The 21,248-nt window shown below is 74.0% G+C and carries 15 protein-coding genes; 7 read left to right on the forward strand and 8 right to left on the reverse strand.

Annotation, left to right across the window (positions count from 1 at the left end):
• Window positions 1-2 precede the first annotated feature (2 nt).
• The 3 genes from WME76_RS26210 (at window position 3) to WME76_RS26220 (ending at window position 5,137) form a co-directional block, all read left to right on the forward strand.
• A complete protein-coding gene (locus tag WME76_RS26210) occupies window positions 3-1,697 on the forward strand; it encodes a cytochrome c/ABC transporter substrate-binding protein (protein ID WP_437955011.1) in 1,695 nt (564 codons plus the stop codon).
• A 55-nt stretch (window positions 1,698-1,752) separates the two neighbouring features.
• Window positions 1,753-3,630 (forward strand): dihydroxy-acid dehydratase, encoded by a 1,878-nt coding sequence (ilvD, locus tag WME76_RS26215; RefSeq protein ID WP_437955012.1) that lies wholly within the window; start codon window positions 1,753-1,755, stop codon window positions 3,628-3,630.
• Between the two features lie 193 nt (window positions 3,631-3,823).
• Entirely contained in the window at window positions 3,824-5,137 is a 1,314-nt protein-coding gene (locus WME76_RS26220) for a formylglycine-generating enzyme family protein (protein ID WP_437955013.1), read from the forward strand.
• Window positions 5,138-5,180: 43 nt separating this feature from the next.
• On the opposite strand, the gene bluB is transcribed toward WME76_RS26220, so the two are convergent.
• Window positions 5,181-5,849 (reverse strand): 5,6-dimethylbenzimidazole synthase, encoded by a 669-nt coding sequence (gene bluB / locus WME76_RS26225; RefSeq protein ID WP_437955014.1) that lies wholly within the window; start codon window positions 5,847-5,849, stop codon window positions 5,181-5,183.
• 260 nt (window positions 5,850-6,109) lie between these two features.
• Between bluB and WME76_RS26230 the strand changes: the two genes are divergently transcribed.
• Together WME76_RS26230 and WME76_RS26235 are read left to right on the forward strand one after the other, a co-directional pair.
• On the forward strand, window positions 6,110-7,081 hold the full coding sequence (locus WME76_RS26230; protein ID WP_437955015.1) for an FAD-dependent oxidoreductase: 972 nt from the start codon (window positions 6,110-6,112) through the stop codon (window positions 7,079-7,081).
• A 481-nt stretch (window positions 7,082-7,562) separates the two neighbouring features.
• Entirely contained in the window at window positions 7,563-8,648 is a 1,086-nt protein-coding gene (locus WME76_RS26235; protein ID WP_437955016.1) for a fatty acid desaturase, read from the forward strand.
• A gap of 198 nt (window positions 8,649-8,846) precedes the next feature.
• On the opposite strand, the gene WME76_RS26240 is transcribed toward WME76_RS26235, so the two are convergent.
• From WME76_RS26240 to WME76_RS26260, 5 genes are all read right to left on the reverse strand, one after another.
• Window positions 8,847-10,472 (reverse strand): hypothetical protein, encoded by a 1,626-nt coding sequence (locus tag WME76_RS26240; RefSeq protein ID WP_437955017.1) that lies wholly within the window; start codon window positions 10,470-10,472, stop codon window positions 8,847-8,849.
• A gap of 186 nt (window positions 10,473-10,658) precedes the next feature.
• Window positions 10,659-11,651, reverse strand: coding sequence for a flotillin-like protein FloA (gene floA, locus WME76_RS26245; RefSeq protein ID WP_061618210.1), 993 nt, complete (start codon window positions 11,649-11,651; stop codon window positions 10,659-10,661).
• A 49-nt stretch (window positions 11,652-11,700) separates the two neighbouring features.
• Window positions 11,701-12,174 carry an NfeD family protein gene (locus WME76_RS26250; RefSeq protein ID WP_437955018.1) on the reverse strand — a complete coding sequence of 158 codons (474 nt, stop codon included), beginning with the start codon at window positions 12,172-12,174 and terminating at the stop codon, window positions 11,701-11,703.
• Window positions 12,171-13,682 carry an NfeD family protein gene (locus WME76_RS26255; RefSeq protein WP_437955019.1) on the reverse strand — a complete coding sequence of 504 codons (1,512 nt, stop codon included), beginning with the start codon at window positions 13,680-13,682 and terminating at the stop codon, window positions 12,171-12,173. Before WME76_RS26255 ends, WME76_RS26250 begins: the two co-directional genes overlap by 4 nt.
• A 153-nt stretch (window positions 13,683-13,835) precedes the next feature.
• Complete coding sequence (locus tag WME76_RS26260) at window positions 13,836-14,540, reverse strand: alpha/beta fold hydrolase (protein ID WP_437955020.1); 705 nt, start codon at window positions 14,538-14,540, stop codon at window positions 13,836-13,838.
• Window positions 14,541-14,975: 435 nt separating this feature from the next.
• Here WME76_RS26260 and WME76_RS26265 point away from each other — a divergent pair, with 435 nt between their 5' ends.
• Entirely contained in the window at window positions 14,976-17,066 is a 2,091-nt protein-coding gene (locus tag WME76_RS26265) for a hypothetical protein (RefSeq protein ID WP_437955021.1), read from the forward strand.
• Between the two features lie 245 nt (window positions 17,067-17,311).
• On the forward strand, window positions 17,312-19,582 hold the full coding sequence (locus tag WME76_RS26270) for a thrombospondin type 3 repeat-containing protein (protein ID WP_437955022.1): 2,271 nt from the start codon (window positions 17,312-17,314) through the stop codon (window positions 19,580-19,582).
• Window positions 19,583-19,606: 24 nt separating this feature from the next.
• Here WME76_RS26270 and WME76_RS26275 read toward each other — a convergent pair whose 3' ends face one another.
• Window positions 19,607-20,746, reverse strand: coding sequence for an MbnH family di-heme enzyme (locus tag WME76_RS26275; RefSeq protein WP_437955023.1), 1,140 nt, complete (start codon window positions 20,744-20,746; stop codon window positions 19,607-19,609).
• Window positions 20,743-21,234 carry a carboxypeptidase-like regulatory domain-containing protein gene (locus tag WME76_RS26280; protein WP_437955024.1) on the reverse strand — a complete coding sequence of 164 codons (492 nt, stop codon included), beginning with the start codon at window positions 21,232-21,234 and terminating at the stop codon, window positions 20,743-20,745. Before WME76_RS26280 ends, WME76_RS26275 begins: the two co-directional genes overlap by 4 nt.
• Between the last annotated feature and the right edge of the window lie 14 nt (window positions 21,235-21,248).

Below are 21,248 nucleotides of genomic sequence, written 5' to 3' on the forward strand. Positions count from 1 at the left end.
AGATGGGCCGGCTCGTGACGGAGCGGCGGCGCGGCGCGCTCGCGGCGCTCGGCCTCGCCGCCGCGCTCTCGGCGCTCGGCCTCGCCGCCGCGCTGCGGGGCGCCGCGTGCGCCGCGTCGCCGCGCGCCGAGGCCGCGTCGTCCAGCGCCGCGGCGCCGTGCGCCGGCGCGGCGTCGTGCGGCGAGGCGGCGTCGTGCGCCGAGCTCAGCCCGGCGGCGCTGCGCGGCAGGCGCCTCTTCCACCGCGGGGCCCTCGCCTCGGGGGAGCCGGTCGAGGGGCGCCTCGGCGCGAGCGGCGCCGCGCTGCACGGCGAGGCGGCGGCCTGCGCCGGCTGTCACGGCCGGAGCGGTGACGGCACGGCGGAGGGCGGCGTCGCCGCGCCGCCGCTCACGCCCGAGCGGCTCTTCTCGGCCGATCGCCCGGGCGGCCCGCACACCGAGGCGACGCTCGCGGCCGCCGTCCGCGACGGGCGCGCGCCGGGCGGGCGGGAGCTCCACCTCGTCATGCCGCGCTACCGGCTCGACGGCGCGCACCTCGCCGACCTGGTCGCCTACCTGCGCTGCCTCGGCCGCGACGCCGATCCGGGCGTCTCGCCGGAGGCGCTCCGGCTCGGCGCCGCGCTCCCGCTCACCGGGCGCTTCGCCGCGGCGGGCGCCGCGGCCCGCGACGTCCTCGCCGCGTCGTTCGCCGAGGTGAACGCGCAGGGCGGCGTGTTCCGCCGGCGGCTCGAGCTCGTCGTGGCCGACAGCGAGGAGTCCCTCGACGGGGCGCGCGCGACCTCGCGCCTCCTGGATCAGCGCGTCTTCGCGCTGGTCGGCAGCGTGTGGAGCGGCGACGCCGGCGACCGCAGCGACGCCGCGGCGCGCCTCGCGGCCGACGAGGTGCCGCTCGTCGGCCCCCTCGGCACCGGGCTCCCCGCCGCGGATCCGGGATATGGGGTCGTGTTCCACCTCCAGCCCGGCCTCGACATGCTCGCGCGCGTCGCTGTCGCGCACCTCGCCGACGCCCCCGCCCCTGCGGGCGCGGGCGCCGTGCTCGTCGTCCACCCGGCCGACCCGCGAGGGGACGCCTTCCTGCGCGGGGCGCGCGCCGAGGCGCTGCGCCGCGACCTGCCGCCCCCGGTCTCGCGCCCCTTCGAGCCGGGCCGCTTCGACGCCGCCGCGCTGGCCGACGACGCGGCGCGCCTCGGTGCGCGGGCCGTCCTGCTCGCCGGCGAGGGCGACGAGCTCTCGCGCTGGCTCGCCGCGTCACCGCCCTCCGCGGGCCCGCGCCCCGCCCTCTATGCGCCCGCGTTCCTGCTGCGGCGCGATCCCGACTCGCTCCGGCGCGCCGCCGCCGCGCGGGTGCTGCTCCTCCACCCGGCCCCCCTCGACGAGGCGGAGCAGCTCGCCCAGCGCGCGCTCGCGTCGTTCCTCGAGCGCCACCGCATCCCGCCGCGGCACATCGCCTTCCAGGCGAGCGCCTACGCCGCTTCGCGCGTCCTCGTCGAGGCGCTCAAGCGCGCGGGCGCCCACCTCACCCGCCCCGGCCTCATCGCGGCGCTCGAGGGGCTGCGGGACTTCGATCCCGGCCCCGGCCCGGCGATCACCTTCGGCAGGAACCGGCGCGTCGGCGCGTACGGGGCGAGCCTCACCGCCGTCGATGCGGGCTCGACCGATGTCGCGCCCGTGTCCGCGTGGGTCGAGGTCGTCCCCTGACGCCGGCCTCGCCTGTCGGCTAGGCGCGAAGGCTGGAACGGAGTAGGTTCCCGGCATGGCCGGATACCGCAGTCGTACATCCACTCAGGGACGCAACATGGCAGGGGCGCGCGCGCTGTGGCGCGCCACCGGCATGAAAGATGCGGACTTCGAGAAGCCGATCATCGCCATTGCCAACAGCTTCACGCAGTTCGTGCCGGGGCACGTCCACCTCCACGACGTGGGGCAGCGGGCGAAGAAGGTCATCGACGCCGCGGGCGGGTGGGGCGTCGAGTTCAACACCATCGCCATCGACGACGGCATCGCGATGGGCCACGCCGGCATGCTGTACTCGCTGCCGAGCCGGGAGCTCATCGCCGACAGCGTCGAGTACATGGTGAACGCGCACTGCGCCGACGCGCTCCTGTGCATCTCGAACTGCGACAAGATCACGCCCGGCATGCTGCTCGCGGCGATGCGGCTCAACATCCCGACCGTCTTCGTCTCCGGCGGTCCGATGGAGGCGGGCAAGATCGTCGGGACGCACGACCGCGACGGCAAGCCGCTCATCCGGAAGCTCGACCTCATCGACCCGATGATCGCGGCCAGCGACGACAAGGTGACGGACGCGGACCTGGCGGCGATGGAGCGGTCGGCGTGCCCGACCTGCGGCTCGTGCTCCGGCATGTTCACGGCCAACAGCATGAACTGCCTCAACGAGGCGCTCGGGCTCGCGCTGCCCGGCAACGGGACGCTGCTCGCGACGCACGCGGCGCGCTGGGAGCTCTTCGAGGCGGCGTCGAAGCGCGTCGTCGCGCTCGCGCAGAAGCACTATGTCGAGGGGGACACCTCGGTGCTGCCGCGGAGCATCGCGACGTTCGAGGCGTTCGAGAACGCGATGGCGCTCGACATCGCGATGGGCGGCTCGACGAACACGGTGCTCCACCTCCTGGCGACCGCCCGCGAGGCCCAGGTCGACTTCAAGATGTCGGACATCGACCGCATGTCGCGCAAGGTGCCCAACATCTGCAAGGTCGCGCCGTCGTCGCATTACCACGTCGAGGACGTGCACCGGGCGGGCGGCGTGCTGACGATCCTCGGGGAGCTCGACCGCGCGGGGCTCATCCACCGGGAGGCGGGCACGGTGCACGCGCGCACGCTGGGCGAGGCGATCGACGAGAACGACATCCGCCGCCCCACGGCGACGGCGGCCGCGAAGAAGCGCTCGCTCGCCGCGCCGGGCGGCGTCCCGACCACGGTCGCGTTCTCGCAGGACAAGTACTTCGCCGACACCGACGACGACGCCGTGAAGGGCTGCATCCGCGACGTCGACCACGCCTTCAGCCGCGAGGGCGGCCTCGCCGTGCTCTACGGCAACATCGCGGCGGACGGCTGCATCGTGAAGACCGCTGGTGTCGACGAGTCGATCTGGAAGTTCGAGGGGCCGGCGCGGGTGTTCCACTCGCAGGAGGCCGCGTGCGACGCGATCTGGAACGATCAGATCCGCTCGGGCGACGTTGTCGTCATCGTGTACGAGGGCCCGAAGGGCGGCCCTGGCATGCAGGAGATGCTCTATCCGACGTCGTTCCTGAAGGGGAAGGGCCTCGGAAAGGCCTGCGCCCTGATCACGGACGGCCGGTTCAGCGGCGGGACGTCGGGGCTGAGCATCGGGCACGTCTCGCCCGAGGCCGCCGAGGGCGGCGCCATCGCGCTCATCGAGGAGGGCGACCGCATCCGGATCGACATCCCTGCCCGGACGATCGACGTCCTCGTCAGCGACGCGGAGCTCGAGGGCCGGCGCCGCGCGGCCGAGGCGCGGGGCGCCGACGCGTTCCGGCCGAACCGCGACCGGAAGGTCTCCCCTGCCCTGCGCGCCTACGCGCTCATGGCCACGAGCGCCGCGAACGGCGCTGTCCGCGACGTCAATCAGATCGAGCCGGGCCGGCGCGCGTGACGGATCGCGGGTGAGCCAGAGTCACCGTTCCGCCTGAACGAGCCCCGGAGAGCCCACGACACAGCCACGAGCGCGGCGCTCCTGTCGCGGCGGCCGCCCTGGCCGCCGCGAGGCCCGCGCGCCCCCCGCGTCCGGGGCCGGTTCGCCGTCGGACACGCCGACGTGAGGCGACCGATGGCGTATGATGCCATACATGAGATCATTGGCGCTCTTCGTGTCCATCTCGCTCGTGTCCGGTTGCAGCCAGAAGGTCCGCGTGTTCCCCCGCGACAACGACGCCGGCAGCGGCGGAAGCGGCGCCGGGGGCAGCGGCAGCAGCACCGTGAGCAGCAGCAGCAGCAGCGGCACCGGCGGCAGCGGAGGCTCGGGCGACGCCTGCGTCGATCCGGCGGCGCAATGCCCGCCGGCGCAGGGCGCCTGCATGGAGGCCGTGTGCATCAACGGCGCGTGCGCGGAGCGGCCGCGGCCCGCGGGAACGGCCTGCGGAGAGGACGGCGGCGAGGTGTGCGATGCCTCCGGGGCCTGCGGGGGGTGCGACGGGATGGAGTGCGAGCCATGCGGGGAGCCGGGCTGCCCGAACACGTGCGGCTCCGCGGACGTCGCGGAGGTGCCGCCGAGCTGCGCGGACGGCGGCGACGGCGCCGGGGCGACCTGCGGTCCCGGCGCCACGGAGGACTGCTGCGCCGGCGCGCTGGTCCCCTGCGGCACGTACCTGAGGGGCTACGACGGCGCATCGAGCACGGACGACTCGTCCCCTGCGGCCGTGAGCGATTTCCGGCTCGACAGGTACGAGATCACGGTCGGGCGATTCCGGGCCTTCGTGAACGCCGGGCAGGGCGTGCAGGCGAGCCCGCCCGCCATCGGGGCCGGCCGGCACCCGCACGTCGACGGCAGCGGGTGGATCACGGCGTGGAACGGGCGGCTCGCGCGGGACACCGCGGCGCTGAAGTCGGCGCTGAAATGCAATGGTGACAGCCTCTGGACGTGGACCGACGCGCCGGGCTCGAACGAGGAGCTGCCGATCAACTGCATCACCTGGTTCGAGGCCTTCGCGTTCTGCGCGTGGGACGGCGGCCGCTTGCCCTCCGAGGCGGAGTGGAACTACGCGGCTTCCGGCGGCGACGAGCACCGGCCGTACCCGTGGGGAGCCTCGATCGACCCCGAGCGCGCCGTGTACGAGTGCACCGGGGATGGGAGCGCGGCGGGTCGCTGCGCGTTCGCCGACATCCGGCCGGTGGGCTCGAGGCCGAGCGGAGACGGGCGATGGGGTCACGCGGATCTGGCCGGCAATGTGTGGGAATGGACGATGGACTGGTGGCGCGCGGAGCTCCCTGCGCCGTGCATCGACTGCGTGCACCGCGTCGACGGCGAGCACGACGCGCAGCGGGTCACCCGGGGCGGCAGCTACCGCGCGCCGGCCGACGACGTGCGCGCGGCCAACCGCGACTTCAGCTACGCCACCGATCGCGTGAACAACATCGGGGCCCGGTGCGCGCGCGATCTGTAGCCCCGCGGGGCGCCGCCGCGCTCGCCTCGCGGGCGCGCGGCCGTCACGCGCCGCGGCCTGCGGCCGCGTCCTCGGGCCAGGCGTTCTCGGCGACGAGCTCCGAGAGCGGGCGGCGCGCCGCCCAGCCGCACGCCTCGAGCATCGGCCGATCGTAGAACTCCGCCACGTGACCGACGCAGAGGATCGCCAGCGGCCGGCTGCCCGGCGGCATGCCGAGCAGGGCGGCGAGGTCGCGCGGCTCGAAGAGCGACACCCACCCGACGCCGAGCCCCTCCGCGCGCGCGGCGAGCCACAGGTTCTGGATGGCCGCGGCCACCGAGGCGACATCCATCTCGGGCAGCGTGCGGCGGCCGAACACGTGCGCCTCGCGCCCCGCCATCAGGCCGACGACGAGCAGCTCGCCGCACTCGCGGATCCCCTCGACCTTGAGGCGCATGAACTCGTCCTCGCGCTCGCCGAGCGCGCGCGCGGTGGCGAGGCGCTCCGCCTCGACGAGCGCGTGGATGTCGCGCCGGAGCTCCGGCGCCGTGATCCGCACGAACCGCCAGGGCTGCATCATGCCCACGCTCGGCGCGGCGTGCGCGGCCGCGAGCAGCCTGGTGAGCGCGTCCTTGTCCACCGGATCGGGCAGGAAGTGGCGCATGTCACGCCGCTCGTGGATGGCGCGGTACACGGCGGCGATCTCCGGATCGTTGAAGCGGTAGCTCGACATGGTCCCTCGCGCGCGCCGCGCCGCCGGACGGCGGCGATCCTGGCGCAGCGGACGAGACGGGTAGCACCGCCTGCGCGGCGGCGGCAGCGCGCGCGGCGCGGGCACGACGGCGGCCGCGCGGCGCCGTCCGGGGCGCGGGGTGAGGCGCGAGGGACGGCGCGGGCGGCGCGGGCTGCACGGCACAGACGCGCGACCGCGGCCGGGCACCGGAGCGCGGCGCGCGCTCTCGACGCAGGGGTGCAGCATGCTAGAGCGCGCTCGTGGATCCATCGGAAGGGCGATCCCCGGAGCTGCACGTCACCGTCGTGGGCGCAGGGGTGATCGGCTTGACCACGGCGGTCGTGCTCCAGCGCGACGGCCATCGGGTGCAGGTGATCGCGGCCGAGCGCGGCGAGCGCACGACGTCCGCGGCCGCGGCCGCGCTGTGGTATCCCTTCCGGGCGAGCCCGCCCGAGCGCGTCAATGCGTGGTCGCGCAAGAGCCTCGACGAGCTCACGCGCATCGCGCGGGAACACCCGGAGGCGGGCGTCGACGTCCTGACCTGCCTCGAGTCCGCGGACGACACGCGCCTGCCGTGGTGGGCCCCGTGCGTGCCCGACCTCTCGATCGACGCCGGGACGCACCCGCTCGGCGCGCCGCACGGCTTCCGGTTCACGGCGCCGCGCATCGAGCCGTCGTTGCACCTGCCCTGGCTGGAGTCGCAGCTCGACAGTCCGGTGCGCGTCGAGCGCGTTCAATCGCTCGCCGCGGTCGAGGGCGACTGCGTCGTGAACTGCACAGGTCTCGGGGCGCGCGCGCTCACGGGCGACGCGGAGCTCCTCGGCCTCTATGGCCAGGTCGCGATCACGGAGCCAGGCGATATCGACCCAGATGTCGCACTGGGTGATGAAAGGGACGAATCGGCGCTCATTTACGTCATCCCGCGGCGCCGCGAGATGGTGATTGGCGGCTGTGTTGTTCCGTCCGCTGACGACCGCTCGTTGGTGCCTGACCCGGAGCGCACTGACGCAATGCTCCAGCGCGTGCGCGCGGCGGGGCTCAGACCAGGCCGCTTGGTCGGCGCGCGCGCCGGGCTGCGCCCGTATCGGAACGCCGTGCGCCTCGAGCGCGAAGGCCGCGTGATCCACAATTACGGCCACGGCGGCGCCGGCTACACGCTCGCGTGGGGCTGCGCCGACGAGGTGCGCTCGATGATGCAGCACGTCGACGCTTCGACGCGCTGCTGCGTATAGGGCAGCCCCGCGTCAGCACTCTTTCGACGCTCCCGAGCTCCCGGCGCCACGCGCTCGGAACGGCCCTTCGCAGGAGGCGATGCGGCCTCGGGGGCGGAAGCCGACGAGATGCGGCAGCGCAACTGCCGAGCCTGCTTCTGGAATCCAGCTAACCAGACACCCAACGCATTGCTCCGAAAGTCTCGTTGTACTCCTGTTGCGAGGCTGCTAGATTGGATTCGTGCTCGTCTGCGAGCAACTCCCGCCTTCTCTCGCAGTGGAACCGCCCACGGCGCTCCCCTGATCATTCGAGGCATTCGAGGGAATGGCCGAGGAGGACCTCGCGCTGGAGATCGCTTGCCGCTGACGACCTCTCGGTGCGATCCCAGAGCGCGGTCCCGAGGTGGTCGAACCTTCGCTTGCGCTTCCACAGGGTCCGGCGTGCATCGTCCGCTGTCACAAATCTGAAGAACCGAAGCTTCCCCCGGGAGTCTTGAACGCCATGAACAACGACGAGAATCGACTCAGTCGTCCATCGGGGCGGCCGGCGGCCTGGAATGTCACCATGAACAACGACGAGAATCGCTGCAGCCGCCCCTCGGGGCGGCCGTCGGGGCGACCGTCGGGACGGCCATCTGGGCGGCCATCGGGGCGGCCCGCGCTCTGGAGCGTCCTGCCGCTGGCCAGCGGGTTGCTGCAGACCCGGCCGATCGAGTGGCCGACGCTGGTGCTCTTCGCGGGGTCGTACGCGCTCTGGGCGGCGGCCGTCGCCGCGGGCATCGCGGGCTTGGTGCCGACCGTGCCGGCGGTGCTCGCCGCGGCGGTGGCGGCCTATGCGGCCTTCACGCCGATGCACGAGGCCTCGCACCGGTCGCTGGCGCGCTCGGCGCTGCTGAACGGCGTGGTCGGTCGGCTGTCGGGGCTGCTGCTCATGGCGCCGTTCCCGGCCGTGCGTCACTTCCACATGGAGCATCACAAGCACACGAACGAGGCGGATCGGGACCCCGACCACTGGAGCGGTCGCGGCCCGTGGTACCTCCTCCCGTTCCGGTGGGCGACACAGGACCTTCACTATTACTATTTATTTTTGCGCTCCTACCGCGCGCAGCGGCGCGGCGAGCGGTTCGAGACGGTCGCGACGCTCGCGGCCATGCTCGCGCTCGTGGCGCTGGCCTTCGGTCTCGGGGTCGGTGAGCTCGCGGTCCTCTACTGGATCGTTCCGGCGCGGGTGGCGATCTTCTTCCTCGCGTTCGCGTTCGACTACCTGCCTCACTACCCGCACGGGATCACGGCCGCGCAGAACCGGTATCGCGCCACGCGCGCGGTCGACAGCGCGCTGCTCAACGTGCTGCTCTTCGGGCAGACCTATCATCTGATCCACCACCTCTACCCGGCCGTGCCGTTCTTCCGGTACCGGACCGTGTGGAAGCACCAGCGCGAGGAGCTCCTCAAGCTCCAGTCGGACAGCCTCCCCCCGCCGCGCGCGCCCTTGCCCCTGATGGCGGCAGGCAGCCTCGCCGCGCCCCGCGCGCCGACGATCCACACCATCCCCCCGGTGGCGCCGGCCGCCGAGCTCGACGCTATCTGATCCGAGCAGCGCGGGCAGACCCGTCACCGCCCGGTGCTCGGCCGCGTCGGCCGCTGCGATTCCGATAAAAATACCGCCATCACGCAGGCACGCCGGGAGAATCGGAGAGCGCCTTCCCTCCCTCTCTGGCGTCCTGGCTCGTTCTCTTGGACGCCCCTCGCGTCCTGGCGATTCAACCATTCTCGTCCGAGCGCCGCTTTACAGCCGCGCTCGGCGGCGGCCGCGGAGCGCCCTCGGCGGCAGCAGGATCTCCCGGAAGAGCAGCGCTTCGGTCACGGCGCGGCGGTCCAGCGGGGCGCCGGACGCGCCCCGGGCCGGCGCGAACGCGTCGGGGCGCCGCTCGCCCGTGCCGAGCGCCGGGATCGCCGCGCGCGCCCTGGTCAGGATCGCGAGCGCCCGCTCGGGCGCCCGGTGCGCCGCCAGCGCCGCGCCCGCGAGGAGCGCCCGCGCGTCGCGGACCGCGGGCACCCGGCCGGCGAGCAGCGCGTCGCGCGCGCGCAGCGCCTCCTGGTGCTCGTGCGGGCCGTGATCGAGGCCGCTGATGTCCTGCAGGCCGAAGCCCGACAGGGCCAGCAGCGGTCCGGCATAGAGGCGCTCCACGATCGACGCGGCCATCTCGGCGCACGGCCGCAGCGGGAGCGGGATCCACGCGCCCCTCACCGGCCAGATCAGGTGATCGAGGCTGACCTCGGCGTGGCGGCGCGCCCACGCCTCCCCCAGCGCGCGCGCGCTCTCGCCGAGCCCGGCGCGCTCGAGGACCATGCACCCGATGAGCACGCGCAGGTGCGGCGGAGGGTGCTCGTCGTAGCGCGCGCCGGTCACGTCCCTGTGGACGGCGAGCGACGCGTACGGCTCGCCCTCCTGGAAGAACAGCTCGCTCATCGTGAGCACGTAGGCGGGGCCGAACATGAGCGTCCCGAAGACGTCGCAGAAGATCTCCTCGAACCAGGCGCCGAACACGCGGCGGAGCTCGGAGCTCGGGATGTCATGGTCGTCCAGCGCGAGCGGGCGCGGCCGCGCGCCCGCGTCGGGCAGGCCGAGCTCGCGGCGCAGCGCGGGCTCGAGGTCGTCGATCGAGGCCAGGAAATCGTGGCCGATCTCGTGCGCGAGCGCCGGCCAGCGCAGCGGCGTGGCGAAGAAGTCCGCGGGCAGGAAGATGGGGGCGATCGACGTCGGGATGAAGCCCGTCCAGATGGCGAGATCGAAGGGCGTGAGCTGCGTCGCCGGGAATCCGCTCCGGAGCGGCAGCCCCTCCGCCCGCGCGAACGCGATCACGGGGGCGTAGCAGGCCTCCGCGAGGGCGTCCGCGTCGCCGAGCTCGGCGAGGAGCGACGGATCGCGGCGCTGCCGCGCGAGCACCGCGATCTCGCCCAGCACGAGCTCGATGTCGTCCGCCGCGGCCACCACGGCGCGCGCCGGGGCGCCCGCCTCGGCGGCCGCCCGCGCGCGCGCGATCTCCGCCGGCACGAACCGGGTGAGCGCGTCCGCGAAGCGCCGGTTCGCCCGCTCGTGGCGCACCGAGTCGCCGAGCGCGGCGGCGGTCCGGTCGAGCTCGCCGAGCCGCAGGAGCGCCGCCCGCTGCCGGGCCTCGTCGGGGGCGCGCGCGGCGCCGAAGGGCACCGCCGCCCGCGGCGCCCGGCTGCGCGGCGCGACCTCGGCGGCCGGCGCGGCCTCCTCGGGCGGCGCGCCGCGCTGCGCCTCGGCCGCGCGCTCGGGCGGCGCCGAGCCGCGCGCGTCGTCCCGGCCCGCGAGCTTGATGACGAGCTTGACGATCAGCCAGGCCGCCGCGAGGGCATAGCCAAGGAAGTCCCCGAGCTCATCCATGGCGCCCGTCCATCGTCCTGCGGGCGCGGATCGCCCGCCGCGGGGTCGGCGGCGCGCGCAAGCGGCGATATCGGCGACAGCGCCCGCGGCGGGCCGAGCACCTCGGCCAGCACGAAGCGCCGCGCGAGCCCCTCGCGGCGGGCGAGCCACGCCCAGCGCGGGCCCGCGGCGTCACGCGGCGGCACCTCACGACTCCCCGACGGGGTCGGGCTTGCCCCCCGTGGTGCCGGCGATGCCCTGGCGCATCTCGGTGTCGGCGATGACGTTGCGCATGTTGTAGTAGTCCATCACGCCGAGCTTGCCCGTGCGGAGCGCCTCGGCCATCGCGAGCGGGATCGTCGCCTCGGCCTCGACGAGCTTCGCCCGCATCTCCTGCGTCTTGGCCTTCATCTCCTGCTCCTGCGCCACCGCCAGCGCGCGGCGCGACTCCGCCTTGGCCTGCGCCACCTGCTTGTCCGCCTCGGCCTGCTCCGTCTGGAGCTTCGCGCCGATGTTGGAGCCCACGTCGACGTCGGCGATGTCGATCGAGAGGATCTCGAACGCCGTCCCGGCGTCGAGGCCCTTCTTGAGCACGTTCTTCGAGATGGTGTCGGGGTTCTCGAGCACGTGCTTGTAGTCGTCGGCCGATCCGATGGTCGAGACCACGCCCTCGCCGACGCGCGCGAGCACCGTCTGCTCGCCCGCGCCGCCGACCAGGCGATCGATGTTGGCGCGCACCGTCACGCGCGCGATCGCGAGGAGCTGGATGCCGTCCTTGGCCACCGCCGAGACCTTCGGGGTCTCGATGACCCGCGGGTTCACCGACATCGCCACCGCCTCGAGCACATTGCGGCCGGCGAGGTCGATCGCGGCCGCGCGCGAGAAATCGAGCTCTATCCCCGCCTTGCCCGCCGAGATGAGCGCGTTGACGACGGCCTCCACCCGCCCGCGGGCCAGGTAGTGCGCCTCGAGCATGTCGACCGACACGCCCTCGAGGCCGGCCTTCACGGCGCTGATCCGCGCGTTGACGATCTGCTCGGGCGGCACCCGGCGCAGGCGCATCGCGATGAGCGTGAGCATCGAGACCCCGGCGCCCGACGCCTGCGCGGCGATCCACAGCCCGACAGGCACCAGGTACAGCGTCGCGACGATGGCGACGAGCACGAGCCCGCCGAGCACGATGACCGAGATGATCTCCATATCCCCTCTACCCGTCCCTGTCCGTGAAGGGCCGCCGCTCCCGCGCTCCTCAGGGCTCGCGCGGCTCGACGACGACCCGGTTCCCCTCCACGCTCGCCACGCGCACGGGCGTGCCGGCCTCCACGTAGAGGCCGTCGGTCACGACATCGACCGCGCGATCCTCGATCTCGACCGTCCCGGCCGGGCGGAGCGGCGTGAGCGCCCTGCCCTCCTTGCCGACCAGCGCCGCGAGCCGCGCGTCCGTGCCGCGCCCGCTCCGCTGGGTCTCGAGCAGCACCATCCTGCGGCCCGCCCCGGTCCTCGGGAGAGCCCAGAACAGGAGCCCGGTCGCGCAGACGCCCGCGCCGAGGGCGAGCAGGCCGTGCGCGGCCCCGAGCGTCGCCCACGCGACCGCGACCGCGCCGAGCACCGCCGCGCCGCCGAGCAGCCCGACGAGGCCGACGCCAGGGATGACGAGCACCTCGATGGCGAGCAGCACGAGGCCTACCACGAGCAGGGCGACGACGAGCAGCACCGGGGTCACGCTCCGGCCTCCTCGCCCGCGTCGCTCGCGTCCTCCGCGCTGCGCGCGATCGCCCTCACGACGAGCCGGCCGCCCTCCGCGCGGAGGACGCGGACGCGGGCGCCCGCCTCGACGTAACCGAACGCCGAGAGCGCCTCCACGCGGCGTCCATCGATCTCGACCTTGCCGGACGGGCGCAGATCGGTGGCGGCCGTGCCGAGCCGGTCCGCGAGCGGCGACGCGGACGCCGCGGGGCCCTCGGGAGATCCCCCGGTGGCGACGGCGCGGATCGCCGTGTCCAGGACGAGCCGCCGCCCGAGCCGCGTCCTCGGCGCGACGCGGGCGGCGACCACGGCGAGCGCCGCCGTCGCCGCGAGGGAGACGCTCGCCGTGGCAAGGGCGCGCGGCAGCCAGCCGGCGTGCCAGGCGACGTCGATCGGCACGCGCTCGAGGTCGAGGAGCGAGAGCACGAGGGCGCTCGCCACGCACGCCGCGCCCGCGACGCCGGGCACGACGTGCCCCGGGGCGAGGAGCTCCACGGCGATGAGGATCGCGCCGGCGGCGAAGAGCGCGATCTCCTCCCAGCCCGCGAGCTTCACCACGTGGTGCCCGAAGAAGAACAGCCCGAGGCACGAGAGCCCGACGGCGAGCGAGACGCCGTGGCCCGGCGCGTAGAGCTCGAGGAGGATGCCGAGCATCCCGAGGGTCATGAGGAGCCCGGAGAGCGTCGGATCGGAGAGGAAGCGCGCGAGCGCCTCGGCGGAGCTGAGGCGCGGGCGCGCGATCTCGCCGGGCGAGGGGCGGCCCAGGGCGCCGAGGAGCTCTGCCTCGGTGCCGGCCTGCACCTCGGCGACGCCCCACGCGAGCGCCTGCGGGCCGTCCAGCGTGAGCAGCTTGCCCTTCTCGTCGAGCCCGGGGACCTCGGCGTCGGCGTCGACCATCGCCTCGGCGATGTCGCCGCGCCGCCCCTTCGCCTCCGCTGTCGCGCGCATCTCCTTGCGCATGTACGAGACGACCTTCTCGGCGACCGGCTTCATCTCGCCCCCCTCGCCGATCTGCACGGGCGTCGCCGCGCCGATCGTGGCGCCGGGGGCGACGGCGATGACGTCGCAGGCGAACGCGATGAGCGCCCCGGCCGAGATCGCGCGCGGGTTCACCCAGCACACCGTGCGGGCGCGGGCGCGCAGCAGGGCGTCCCGGACGGCGAGCGCGGCGTCGATGCGCCCGCCGAGCGTGCTGATGTCGAGCACCAGCAGATCGCCCTCGCCCTGGGCCGCGACGACGCGCTCCAGGAAGGGCGAGAGGCCGAGATCGATCATGCCGGCGATCGCGACCACGGTGACCTTCCCCGCGCCGGGGATCGGCGGGAGAGGCCGCGGGCCCGGCGGCGCGGGGGCGGCGGCCGCGCCGCTCGCGCCCCCGCTCGACGCCGGGGCCGCCTCGCCGCGCGCGGGGCGGCACAGCGCCATCGTCGCCATCAGCGCGAGGAGCGGGATCGCGCGCCGCGCCCGCCTCGCTGCCTGTTCCACCAGGCGCCACCAACCGGTCAATCCCCACTCCCTCTCACGGCGGCGCGCCCCGCGCCGCCTGCCGAGATTCACGCCGACGACCCCGCCACGAGGCTAGCGCACGCCGGCGCGCCCCGATACCCCCTCGCGCGGCCGGTCAGCGCCCGCCCGCGCTCAACCGCCGCCATCCATGAAGCTCGCCACCGCGTCCGCGAACTCCGCGGGTCGCTCCACGATCCAGTCGTGGCTTCCCTTCGAGGAGACCACGAGCGTCGCGTCGGGGATCAGGCGCTTCAGCGCGAGGGCCGAGCCGAGCGGCACCGTGCGGTCGCGCGCGCCCCACGCGATCAGCGTCCTCACGCGCAGGCGCGCGGCGTAGCCGCTCAGCTCCGCCTCCGCGGCGAGCCGCGCGAAGCGCAGCGCGCTCCGCGTGTGGACGAGCAGGTTGTAGAGGAACGCGGGCGCGGCGCGCACCGTGAACCGCGGCTCGATCCGCATGTCCGCCATGCGCCCGAGGACGAGCGCCAGCAGCGAGCGCGGCGAGCCGACTCCGACGGAACCGACAAGCACGAGCCCCGACAGCCGCTCGGGGTACAGGGCGCCGGCCACAAGCGCCGCCGCGCCAGACATCGAGTGACCGATCAGCGTGACCCCCTCGAGCTGCAATGCCTGAAGCGCCTCGGCGACGCAGCGCGCGTACTGCTCCAGGGTCCACGGCGCGCGGAGCCGCCCGCCGCGGCCCGAGCCGGGCAGCTCGATGACGATCACCCGGGCGCGCCGCCGCATCGCCTCGACGATCGGCCCGTAGCTCATGCCGCTGATCAGCATGCTGGGCAGGAGCACCGCCGGCCTCCCGCTGCCCGTCTCGGTCACAAACACGACCGCGCCGCCGGCCCGGATCTCCCGCCCGCGGCTTTCCTCCGGCGCCCCTCGTCGTCTCGCTGGGCGCTCGTGCGTGGGCGAGATCTTCTCTCGGCGCGCCCGCCGCGGCACGGACAAGCTCGTGGCGCCAGGCCGGCTTTCAGCGCAGGCTCCGCTCATTCCACGTCGTCGAGGGCGCTTCCGCATGAGCGGCAAGCCAATGCCGGGCGTGTGCCAGCGCGGGCGCGGCGCGATGGTGCGGAGCGCGGCGCGCCGGCCGCGGCGCCGCACGAAACCCTGGAAGGCTGTTGAGCGTGTCGTGCGCCGCGCTAAGCTCCGCGCCATAGCAGCAGACTTCAGGCTCATCGGGAGCCAGCAGGCGTGTCGTCAAGGGCCGACAGCCCGGCGCCGCCTGCCCGGATAACCAGCTCTTCTGGAATGAACAGAGGCGAAATGTCGAGGTTCCGCTCCACGTCGGGAGATCGGAAGACAGCTGAGCTCAACGTCTCGGCGCTCTCGATCTCCGCTGCGCTGTCCGTCCTCTCGCAGGGTGCATGGGGGACGGACGCGCCGCCGGCCGCCGAGGTCCAGTGGGCTTATGCGCTGATCGCCGCGCTCGGGTATCTGCCAGCCCCGATCGAGATCGCCGCCGCCACGCTGCGCCGGACGGGGATGTCGGTCGAAGCGTACGTGCGCAAAAATGCGATGTACCTGGATCCGGAAGGCGCCGAGGGCGAGATCCTGGGCGTGGTCTTCGGCGACGCGCTGGAGTCGCTGGGCGAGGACGCGCGCGGCGTGGTGCACGCGCTCGCCGCGCTGCCGGCGGCGGGCGCGCCGCCCGAGGTGGTCGCCGCGGCGGCGGGGAGGCCCGCGCCCTCCACGGCGCGGCCGCTGCAGCTCCTCGTGCACGGCCGGCTCGTGGCGTTCGAGCAGGGCTCCCAGACCTACGGGCTGACGGCGCCCATGCGCGAGGTGGCCCGCAAGGACGTGGCCGGGGACGCGGAGCGCTGGGACGCCCTGCTCCGCGGCGCGGCGGGCGCGATGCAGGCGCTCCTCTTCTGGACGGCCGCGGTCGAGGGGCGGCCCGAGGCGGCGATGCGCCGGCGCGTCGCCGGCGATCTCCTGGCGGCCCTCGACACGGCGCCGTTCCGGGACGGCGGGCGGGGCGGCGACGTGCTGGCGCGGGTGCTCGTCGACGCCTGCACGGTGCTCGATCTCGGGCTGCCGGCCGAGGTCCAGCACCGCTTGCTCGACGACGCGGCGCGCCTCGCCGGAGACGCGCTGCCCGACCTGCGCGCGCGCGCGCTGGCGGCGCTCGAGGGCACGCGCCGCGCGGAGCTCGCGAGCAAGCGGCGGGGCACCTTCGGGACGCTCCGGGCCACGCCGGCCGCCCGCGATCGCGGGCGGCCGGGCCACCGCGACGTCCTGCGCAAGGCCGTGCGCGCGAGCGCGCAGCGCGCGGCGTCGCGGTGCACGCCGCTGCCCGAGGACGATCGCGTCCGCGGCGCGAAGGAGCTCCTCGCGCGCGGCGGCCTGCGCCTGCGGGAGGGCGCGCTCGAGGCCGCCGCGGCGGACTACGGCGAGGCGCTCGCCGCGTTCGAGGCGGCCGGCGAGGCGCGGGGCGAGGCGACCGCGCTCCTGCTCCGCGGCGACCTGCGGAGGCGGCAGGGGGATCTCGCGGCCGCCGCGCGCGACCACGAGCGGGCGCTGCCGCTCTTCAGGGCAGCGGCCGACCGGACGGGAGAGGCGATGGGGCTGCTCGCGCGCGGCAACCTCCGGCTCGACCAGGGGGACGCGCAGGGGGCGGCGAGCGACTACGGCTGCGCGCTCCTGCTGCTCAGGACCTGCCGCGACCGGCTCGGCGAGGCCAACGTGCTGAAGGCCCGCGGCGATCTCTGCTTCCGGGAGGACGACCTCGCGGGCGCGGCGCGCGACTACGACCGGGCGCTCTACATCCTCGAGGGCGTGGAGGAGCGCGTCCTCAGCCAGCTCCGGTCGGCGCCGAGCAGCGCCGACGAGCGCCGCGGGGCGATCCCCCGCGCCGCGCGCGAGGTCGTCCCGCAGCCCGAGCTCCTCCGGGCGCTCGGGTACGAGCAGACGCACGCGCGCACGTGGCAGGCCCGCGGCGACCTTCGCCTGCGAGAGGGGCAGACGGCGCTCGCGGCGCGCGACTACGGCAATGCGATCCTCCTGTACCGGGAGAGCGCCGACCGCCGCGGCGAGGCCGCCGCGCTCAAGGCCCGCGGCGACCTGCGCCGCCAGCGGGGCGCGCTCCCGGGCGCGGAGCGCGACTACGACGATGCGCTCCGGCTCTTCGAGGCGCTCGGCGACCGCGCGGGTCAGGCCGCGGTGCTCAAGGCGCGCGCCGACCTGCGCTGTGAGCGGGGCGACACCGCCGGCGCGGCGCTGGACTACGCGAGGGCGCACGCCCTGCTGGACGGGGTGGGCGACCTCGCCGGCCAGGCGGGCGCAAAGGGTGTTCTCGCGGGCGTGCCGCATCGTGAGGATCCGCCTCGCCCCGTCACTGCGGTCGTCTCGCGGTGACGACGAGGTCGAGCCCGGTCCCACCGGGCTGGCCGCGCGGCTCGGCCGCGGCGTCCTCGCCGCGACGTCGAGGCCTCTCCGCGGCGCGAGGCGACTGAAGGCCAGGTTCAGCGCACATCGATGGATGACACACGAGCGCGCCACACGAGCGCTGGCTCTCTTCCTGCTTTGTGACTTCGTTGTTCGTCCGTCCTGCGCTAGGGTTCACTCGTCCGGATATTTCGCCCCGGCACCGAGGTGGCCACGTGCGACGACGCCGTTCATCGGTCGGTCTCAGCTTCGCCTTGCTCTCGCTCCTGGCCAAGACGGCGCTCGCCCTGCCGACGGTGACCGGCTCTGCGCCGGAGCTCGGCGCCTGGAGCGCGCGCGCCGGCGCGCCCCTGCGCGACGACGGGGTGGCCCCGGACGCGGCGGCGGGGGACGGCATCTTCACGGCGATCGTCTCGTTCGCGGCGCAGGGAGCGGTCGAGTACAAGATCTCGCGCAACGGCGTCGACCTCCACGACGGCGGCGCGGGTACGGCCACCGGCGACAACCTGCGTTTCACGCTGGCCGGCGGGACTGCGCCCCACGATGTCACCTTTTATTACGACACACGCGACCTGACCGCACAGGGGTTCTTGCCGGCGACCGAATCGACCTCCGACTCGCGCAGCGCCTCGATGAACGCGGAGGGCGCACCCCAGGTGTGGGTCGCGGTCGGAGACTGGCAGAGCTCCCTGGGCGACGCCGACTGGAGCTCGACCTCGACGATCACGGTCGCGCGCGACGATGGCCGCCTCGGCGATCGCGTCGCGGGCGATCACGTCCATACATACCGCTTCGTGGCCCCGACGGCGCTCCCCGGCGCGCTCTTCAAGTTCGCGGCGCAGGGCCCCTCGAGCACGAACCTCGGGGCGAACGGCTGGAGCTACGCCCCGCAGGACGCCTCGAGCGGGGCGTTCAGCGCCGCGGCGGGGCAGGTCGTCACGCTGGAGCTCGACGCGCTCCACGGCCGGATGCGCGCGCGGGTGTCGAGCCCCGCGAAGCTCCTCCTGACGGAGCTCCGCGTCCACCCGGCGGCGGCGGAGTTCGTGGAGATCTACAACCCGGGCCGCGCCCCGGTCGACCTGTCCGATGTTTATCTCGCCGACTATCGATATTATTACCAGATCGTCTCAGAGCGCCCCTCGCTCCCGAACACGAATGATTTCCTGGTGCGCTTCCCGGACGGGGCCAGGATCGGCCCGGGCGAGGTCCAGACGGTGTCGCTCGGAGGCGCGGAGTGCTTTCGCATGGGGTGCGGGGAGACGAGGACGTTCGCGGGCTGGGGCTCGCACCCTACCTACGAGATCCACAGCGCAGGCACCTTCGGTGAGGGGGAGAGCAAGTCGGCCGCCGCGGTGCCCGACATGCGGGTGCCGCTCCCTGGCGCGGTGGGCGAGACGCGCGGGCTGACGAACGACCACGAGTGTCTCATCCTGTTTACCTGGGACGGCGTGAGCGATCTCGTGAAGGACATCGATTACGTCTTTTATGGCGCGACGGGGCCGAATGCCCCTGTCGACAAGACGGGTGAATCGCTCGACGGGCCGGACCCGGGGACGGCGCGGAGCGCCTACCTGCCTGACGCGGCGGACGACGTCGCGCTGCACGCGCCGCTGTCCGCCGACGGCGGGAGCTGCCGGCTGGACCTCACCGAGGGCGCGCAGGCGGCGAGCGGGGGGAACGGGGTGACCGGCGCGGTCGAGACCGGCGAGCCCTCGTCGTCGACCTGGGCCGCGTGCGCCGCGCCGACGCCCGGCGCCGTCGACGGCGACGGCGACGGCGTGGTCGTGGGCGACAACTGCCCTCGCACGCAGAACCCCGATCAGGCGGACTCCGACGCGAACGGCGTCGGCGACGCCTGCGATATCGACGACGACGGCGACGGCGTTCACAACGACGCGGACAACTGCCCGCAAGCGGCCAATCCGGGGCAGGGAGACGCGGACGAGGACGGGACCGGCGACGCCTGCGACGACGATGTCGTCGACTCCGACGCCGACGGTGTGATCGACGGCGTGGATAGCTGCCCTGCCGTCCCGAACCCGGATCAGGCCGACACCGACGCCGACGGCGTGGGGGATGACTGCGACAACTGCAAGGCCGCGGCGAACCCTGCCCAGTCCGACGCGGACGACGACGGCGTGGGGGACGACTGCGACGCGGACGACGACAACGACTTCGTGGGCGACCTGGATGACCACTGCCCGACGGAGGCCGGGCCGTTCGCGCACCGGGGTTGTCCGGGCGGGGAAGGCGGCGGCGGCGCGGCGGCGTCGAGCGTGGCCGCGTCGAGCGTGACGGCGTCGGGCACGGCGGGCTCATCGGGCGGGGCCTGGCCCTCGTGGGGCACCGCCGGCGGGTTCGGCGGCGGCGGCGATGGCTGCGACTGTCGCGCCGCGGGCAGCCCACCAGCGAGCGGCGCGCCGGCGCCGTGGCTCGCGCTCCTCGGCGGCGCGCTGCTGGTCGCGCGCGGCCGGAGGCGAGCGTGAGGTGATAGCGTCGCTTGCCGGGGGCTACGGCGCCTGCGCGCCATCCACGACGGCCGCGAACTCCGGATCGGTCAAGCTCTTCATGAAGGCCACGACATCCGCCTTCTCCTCCGGCGTGATGGTGAAACTCCTGATGAGCGAGCTCTTGTTCGGGTTCTTGCTGCCCACGCCTGCGAACGGCCCGTCGTCGATCGTCCTGCCTCCTGCGGCGTAGTGGTCGACGACCTCCTCCAGGGTGGCCACGCTCCCGTCGTGCATGTAGGGCGCCGTCAGCTCGACGTTGCGCAGCGAGGGAACGCGGAATTTCCCCTTGTCCGCCGGGTCGCCGGTGAACTCGAACAGCCCCTCTCCGCCGGGCGGATAACCCCCGTCCGGGCCGAGGTCGTAGAGGCCGGTGTTGTGAAAATCCATCTCCGCCTGCCTCGTTTCGGCGCTCCGGAAGGCGGTCGTGAAGTTGATCCCGCTGTGGCAGTGATAGCACTCGAGCCGCTCGGAGAAGAAGAGGTCCATGCCGCGCAACGCGGCCTCGGACATCGCGCCCGCCTCTCCGCCGTACGTTGCACGATCGTACGCGGAGCGCCCGGAGATGAGCGTCCTCTCGAACGTCGCGATCGCCTTCACGACGGTGTCGAGCGTGATCGGCTCGCTCTCGCCGGGGAACGAGGCGGCGAACGCGGCCTTGTACGCATCGTCGCCGCGGAGCCGGCCGAGGACGACGTCCTCGGCTCCGGTGATCCCGAGCTCGACCGGACTCTCGCCGAACATCGGGACGAGCGCCTGCTCCTCGAGCGACGCCAGCGTGGGGTTGCCCCACGTGAGCAGCGGGAAATAGGCGACGTTGGCCAGCCCCATCGCGTTGCGCGGAATCGCGTCCCCCGTCGAGCCGGTCGGGGTCACCTTGCCGTCGGCAAGCCCCCTGTCGGGCTCGTGACACGAGGCGCACGCCATGGTCCCGTTGCCCGAGAGGCGCTTGTCGAAGAACAGGGCGCGCCCGAGCGCGACCTTCGCCTCGGTCATCGGGTTGTCGGGCGGCACCCACGGCTTCGGGAAGCCGACGGGCAGGGCGAGCTCATAGCTGTCGACAGGCGGGATCGCTTCCACCTCGCCCCCACAGGACGCCACCGCGAGCGCGAGGAGCGCCGCCGACGTGCTTGCGCGGGTCACTCCAGCAGAATGCGGCGTTGCTCGTTGTGACACAGGTTACAAGCTCCTGAGATGCTTGGAAAAGGCATGGTGTTGGTCCCCCCTCCGGCCGGTGCGCGCAGGAAGAAGAACAGCGCCTGGTCCGGGAAGGGCAGCGGCTCGGTCGTGAAGAAGTTCCCGTTCCCGTCGATGGCAACCGAGAGCACGAGATCTCCTTCGCCTTGCGCGGCGGTGCGGAGCTCGACCGTTCCGCCTGCGACCGGCGTGCCCGACGGCGCGTACACCGTCCCGGCAGCGGTGAAGAGCCCCTTGCCAGGCCCATGGGGCTGATGGCAGCCCATGCAGTTCTGCCCCATGTTGTGGCTGCGCTTCTCCGCAGCAGCGCTGATGTTGTCCACGTTGAGCGCCGGATCGCGCTGGAACCCAGGGTCGCCCGGAAGGACCTCCGCGTCGCTCGGCTCGTCCATGTCCTCGTCGGAGGCGCCGCAGCCGGCAAGCGCACAGATCAAGAGCGGCGCGATGA

Source organism: Sorangium sp. So ce119 (assembly GCF_051524405.1).
GTDB classification, from domain to species: Bacteria; Myxococcota_A; Polyangia; order Polyangiales; family Polyangiaceae; genus Sorangium; species Sorangium cellulosum_G.

Coding starts and splice junctions, on each gene's coding strand:
- WME76_RS26210 (WP_437955011.1), top strand. CDS start 3: ATGGGCCGGCTCGTGACGGAGCGGCGGCGCGGCGCGCTCGCGGCGCTC.
- ilvD (WP_437955012.1), top strand. CDS start 1,753: ATGGCCGGATACCGCAGTCGTACATCCACTCAGGGACGCAACATGGCA.
- WME76_RS26220 (WP_437955013.1), top strand. CDS start 3,824: ATGAGATCATTGGCGCTCTTCGTGTCCATCTCGCTCGTGTCCGGTTGC.
- bluB (WP_437955014.1), bottom strand. CDS start 5,849: ATGTCGAGCTACCGCTTCAACGATCCGGAGATCGCCGCCGTGTACCGC.
- WME76_RS26235 (WP_437955016.1), top strand. CDS start 7,563: ATGAACAACGACGAGAATCGACTCAGTCGTCCATCGGGGCGGCCGGCG.
- WME76_RS26240 (WP_437955017.1), bottom strand. CDS start 10,472: ATGGATGAGCTCGGGGACTTCCTTGGCTATGCCCTCGCGGCGGCCTGG.
- floA (WP_061618210.1), bottom strand. CDS start 11,651: ATGGAGATCATCTCGGTCATCGTGCTCGGCGGGCTCGTGCTCGTCGCC.
- WME76_RS26265 (WP_437955021.1), top strand. CDS start 14,976: ATGTCGAGGTTCCGCTCCACGTCGGGAGATCGGAAGACAGCTGAGCTC.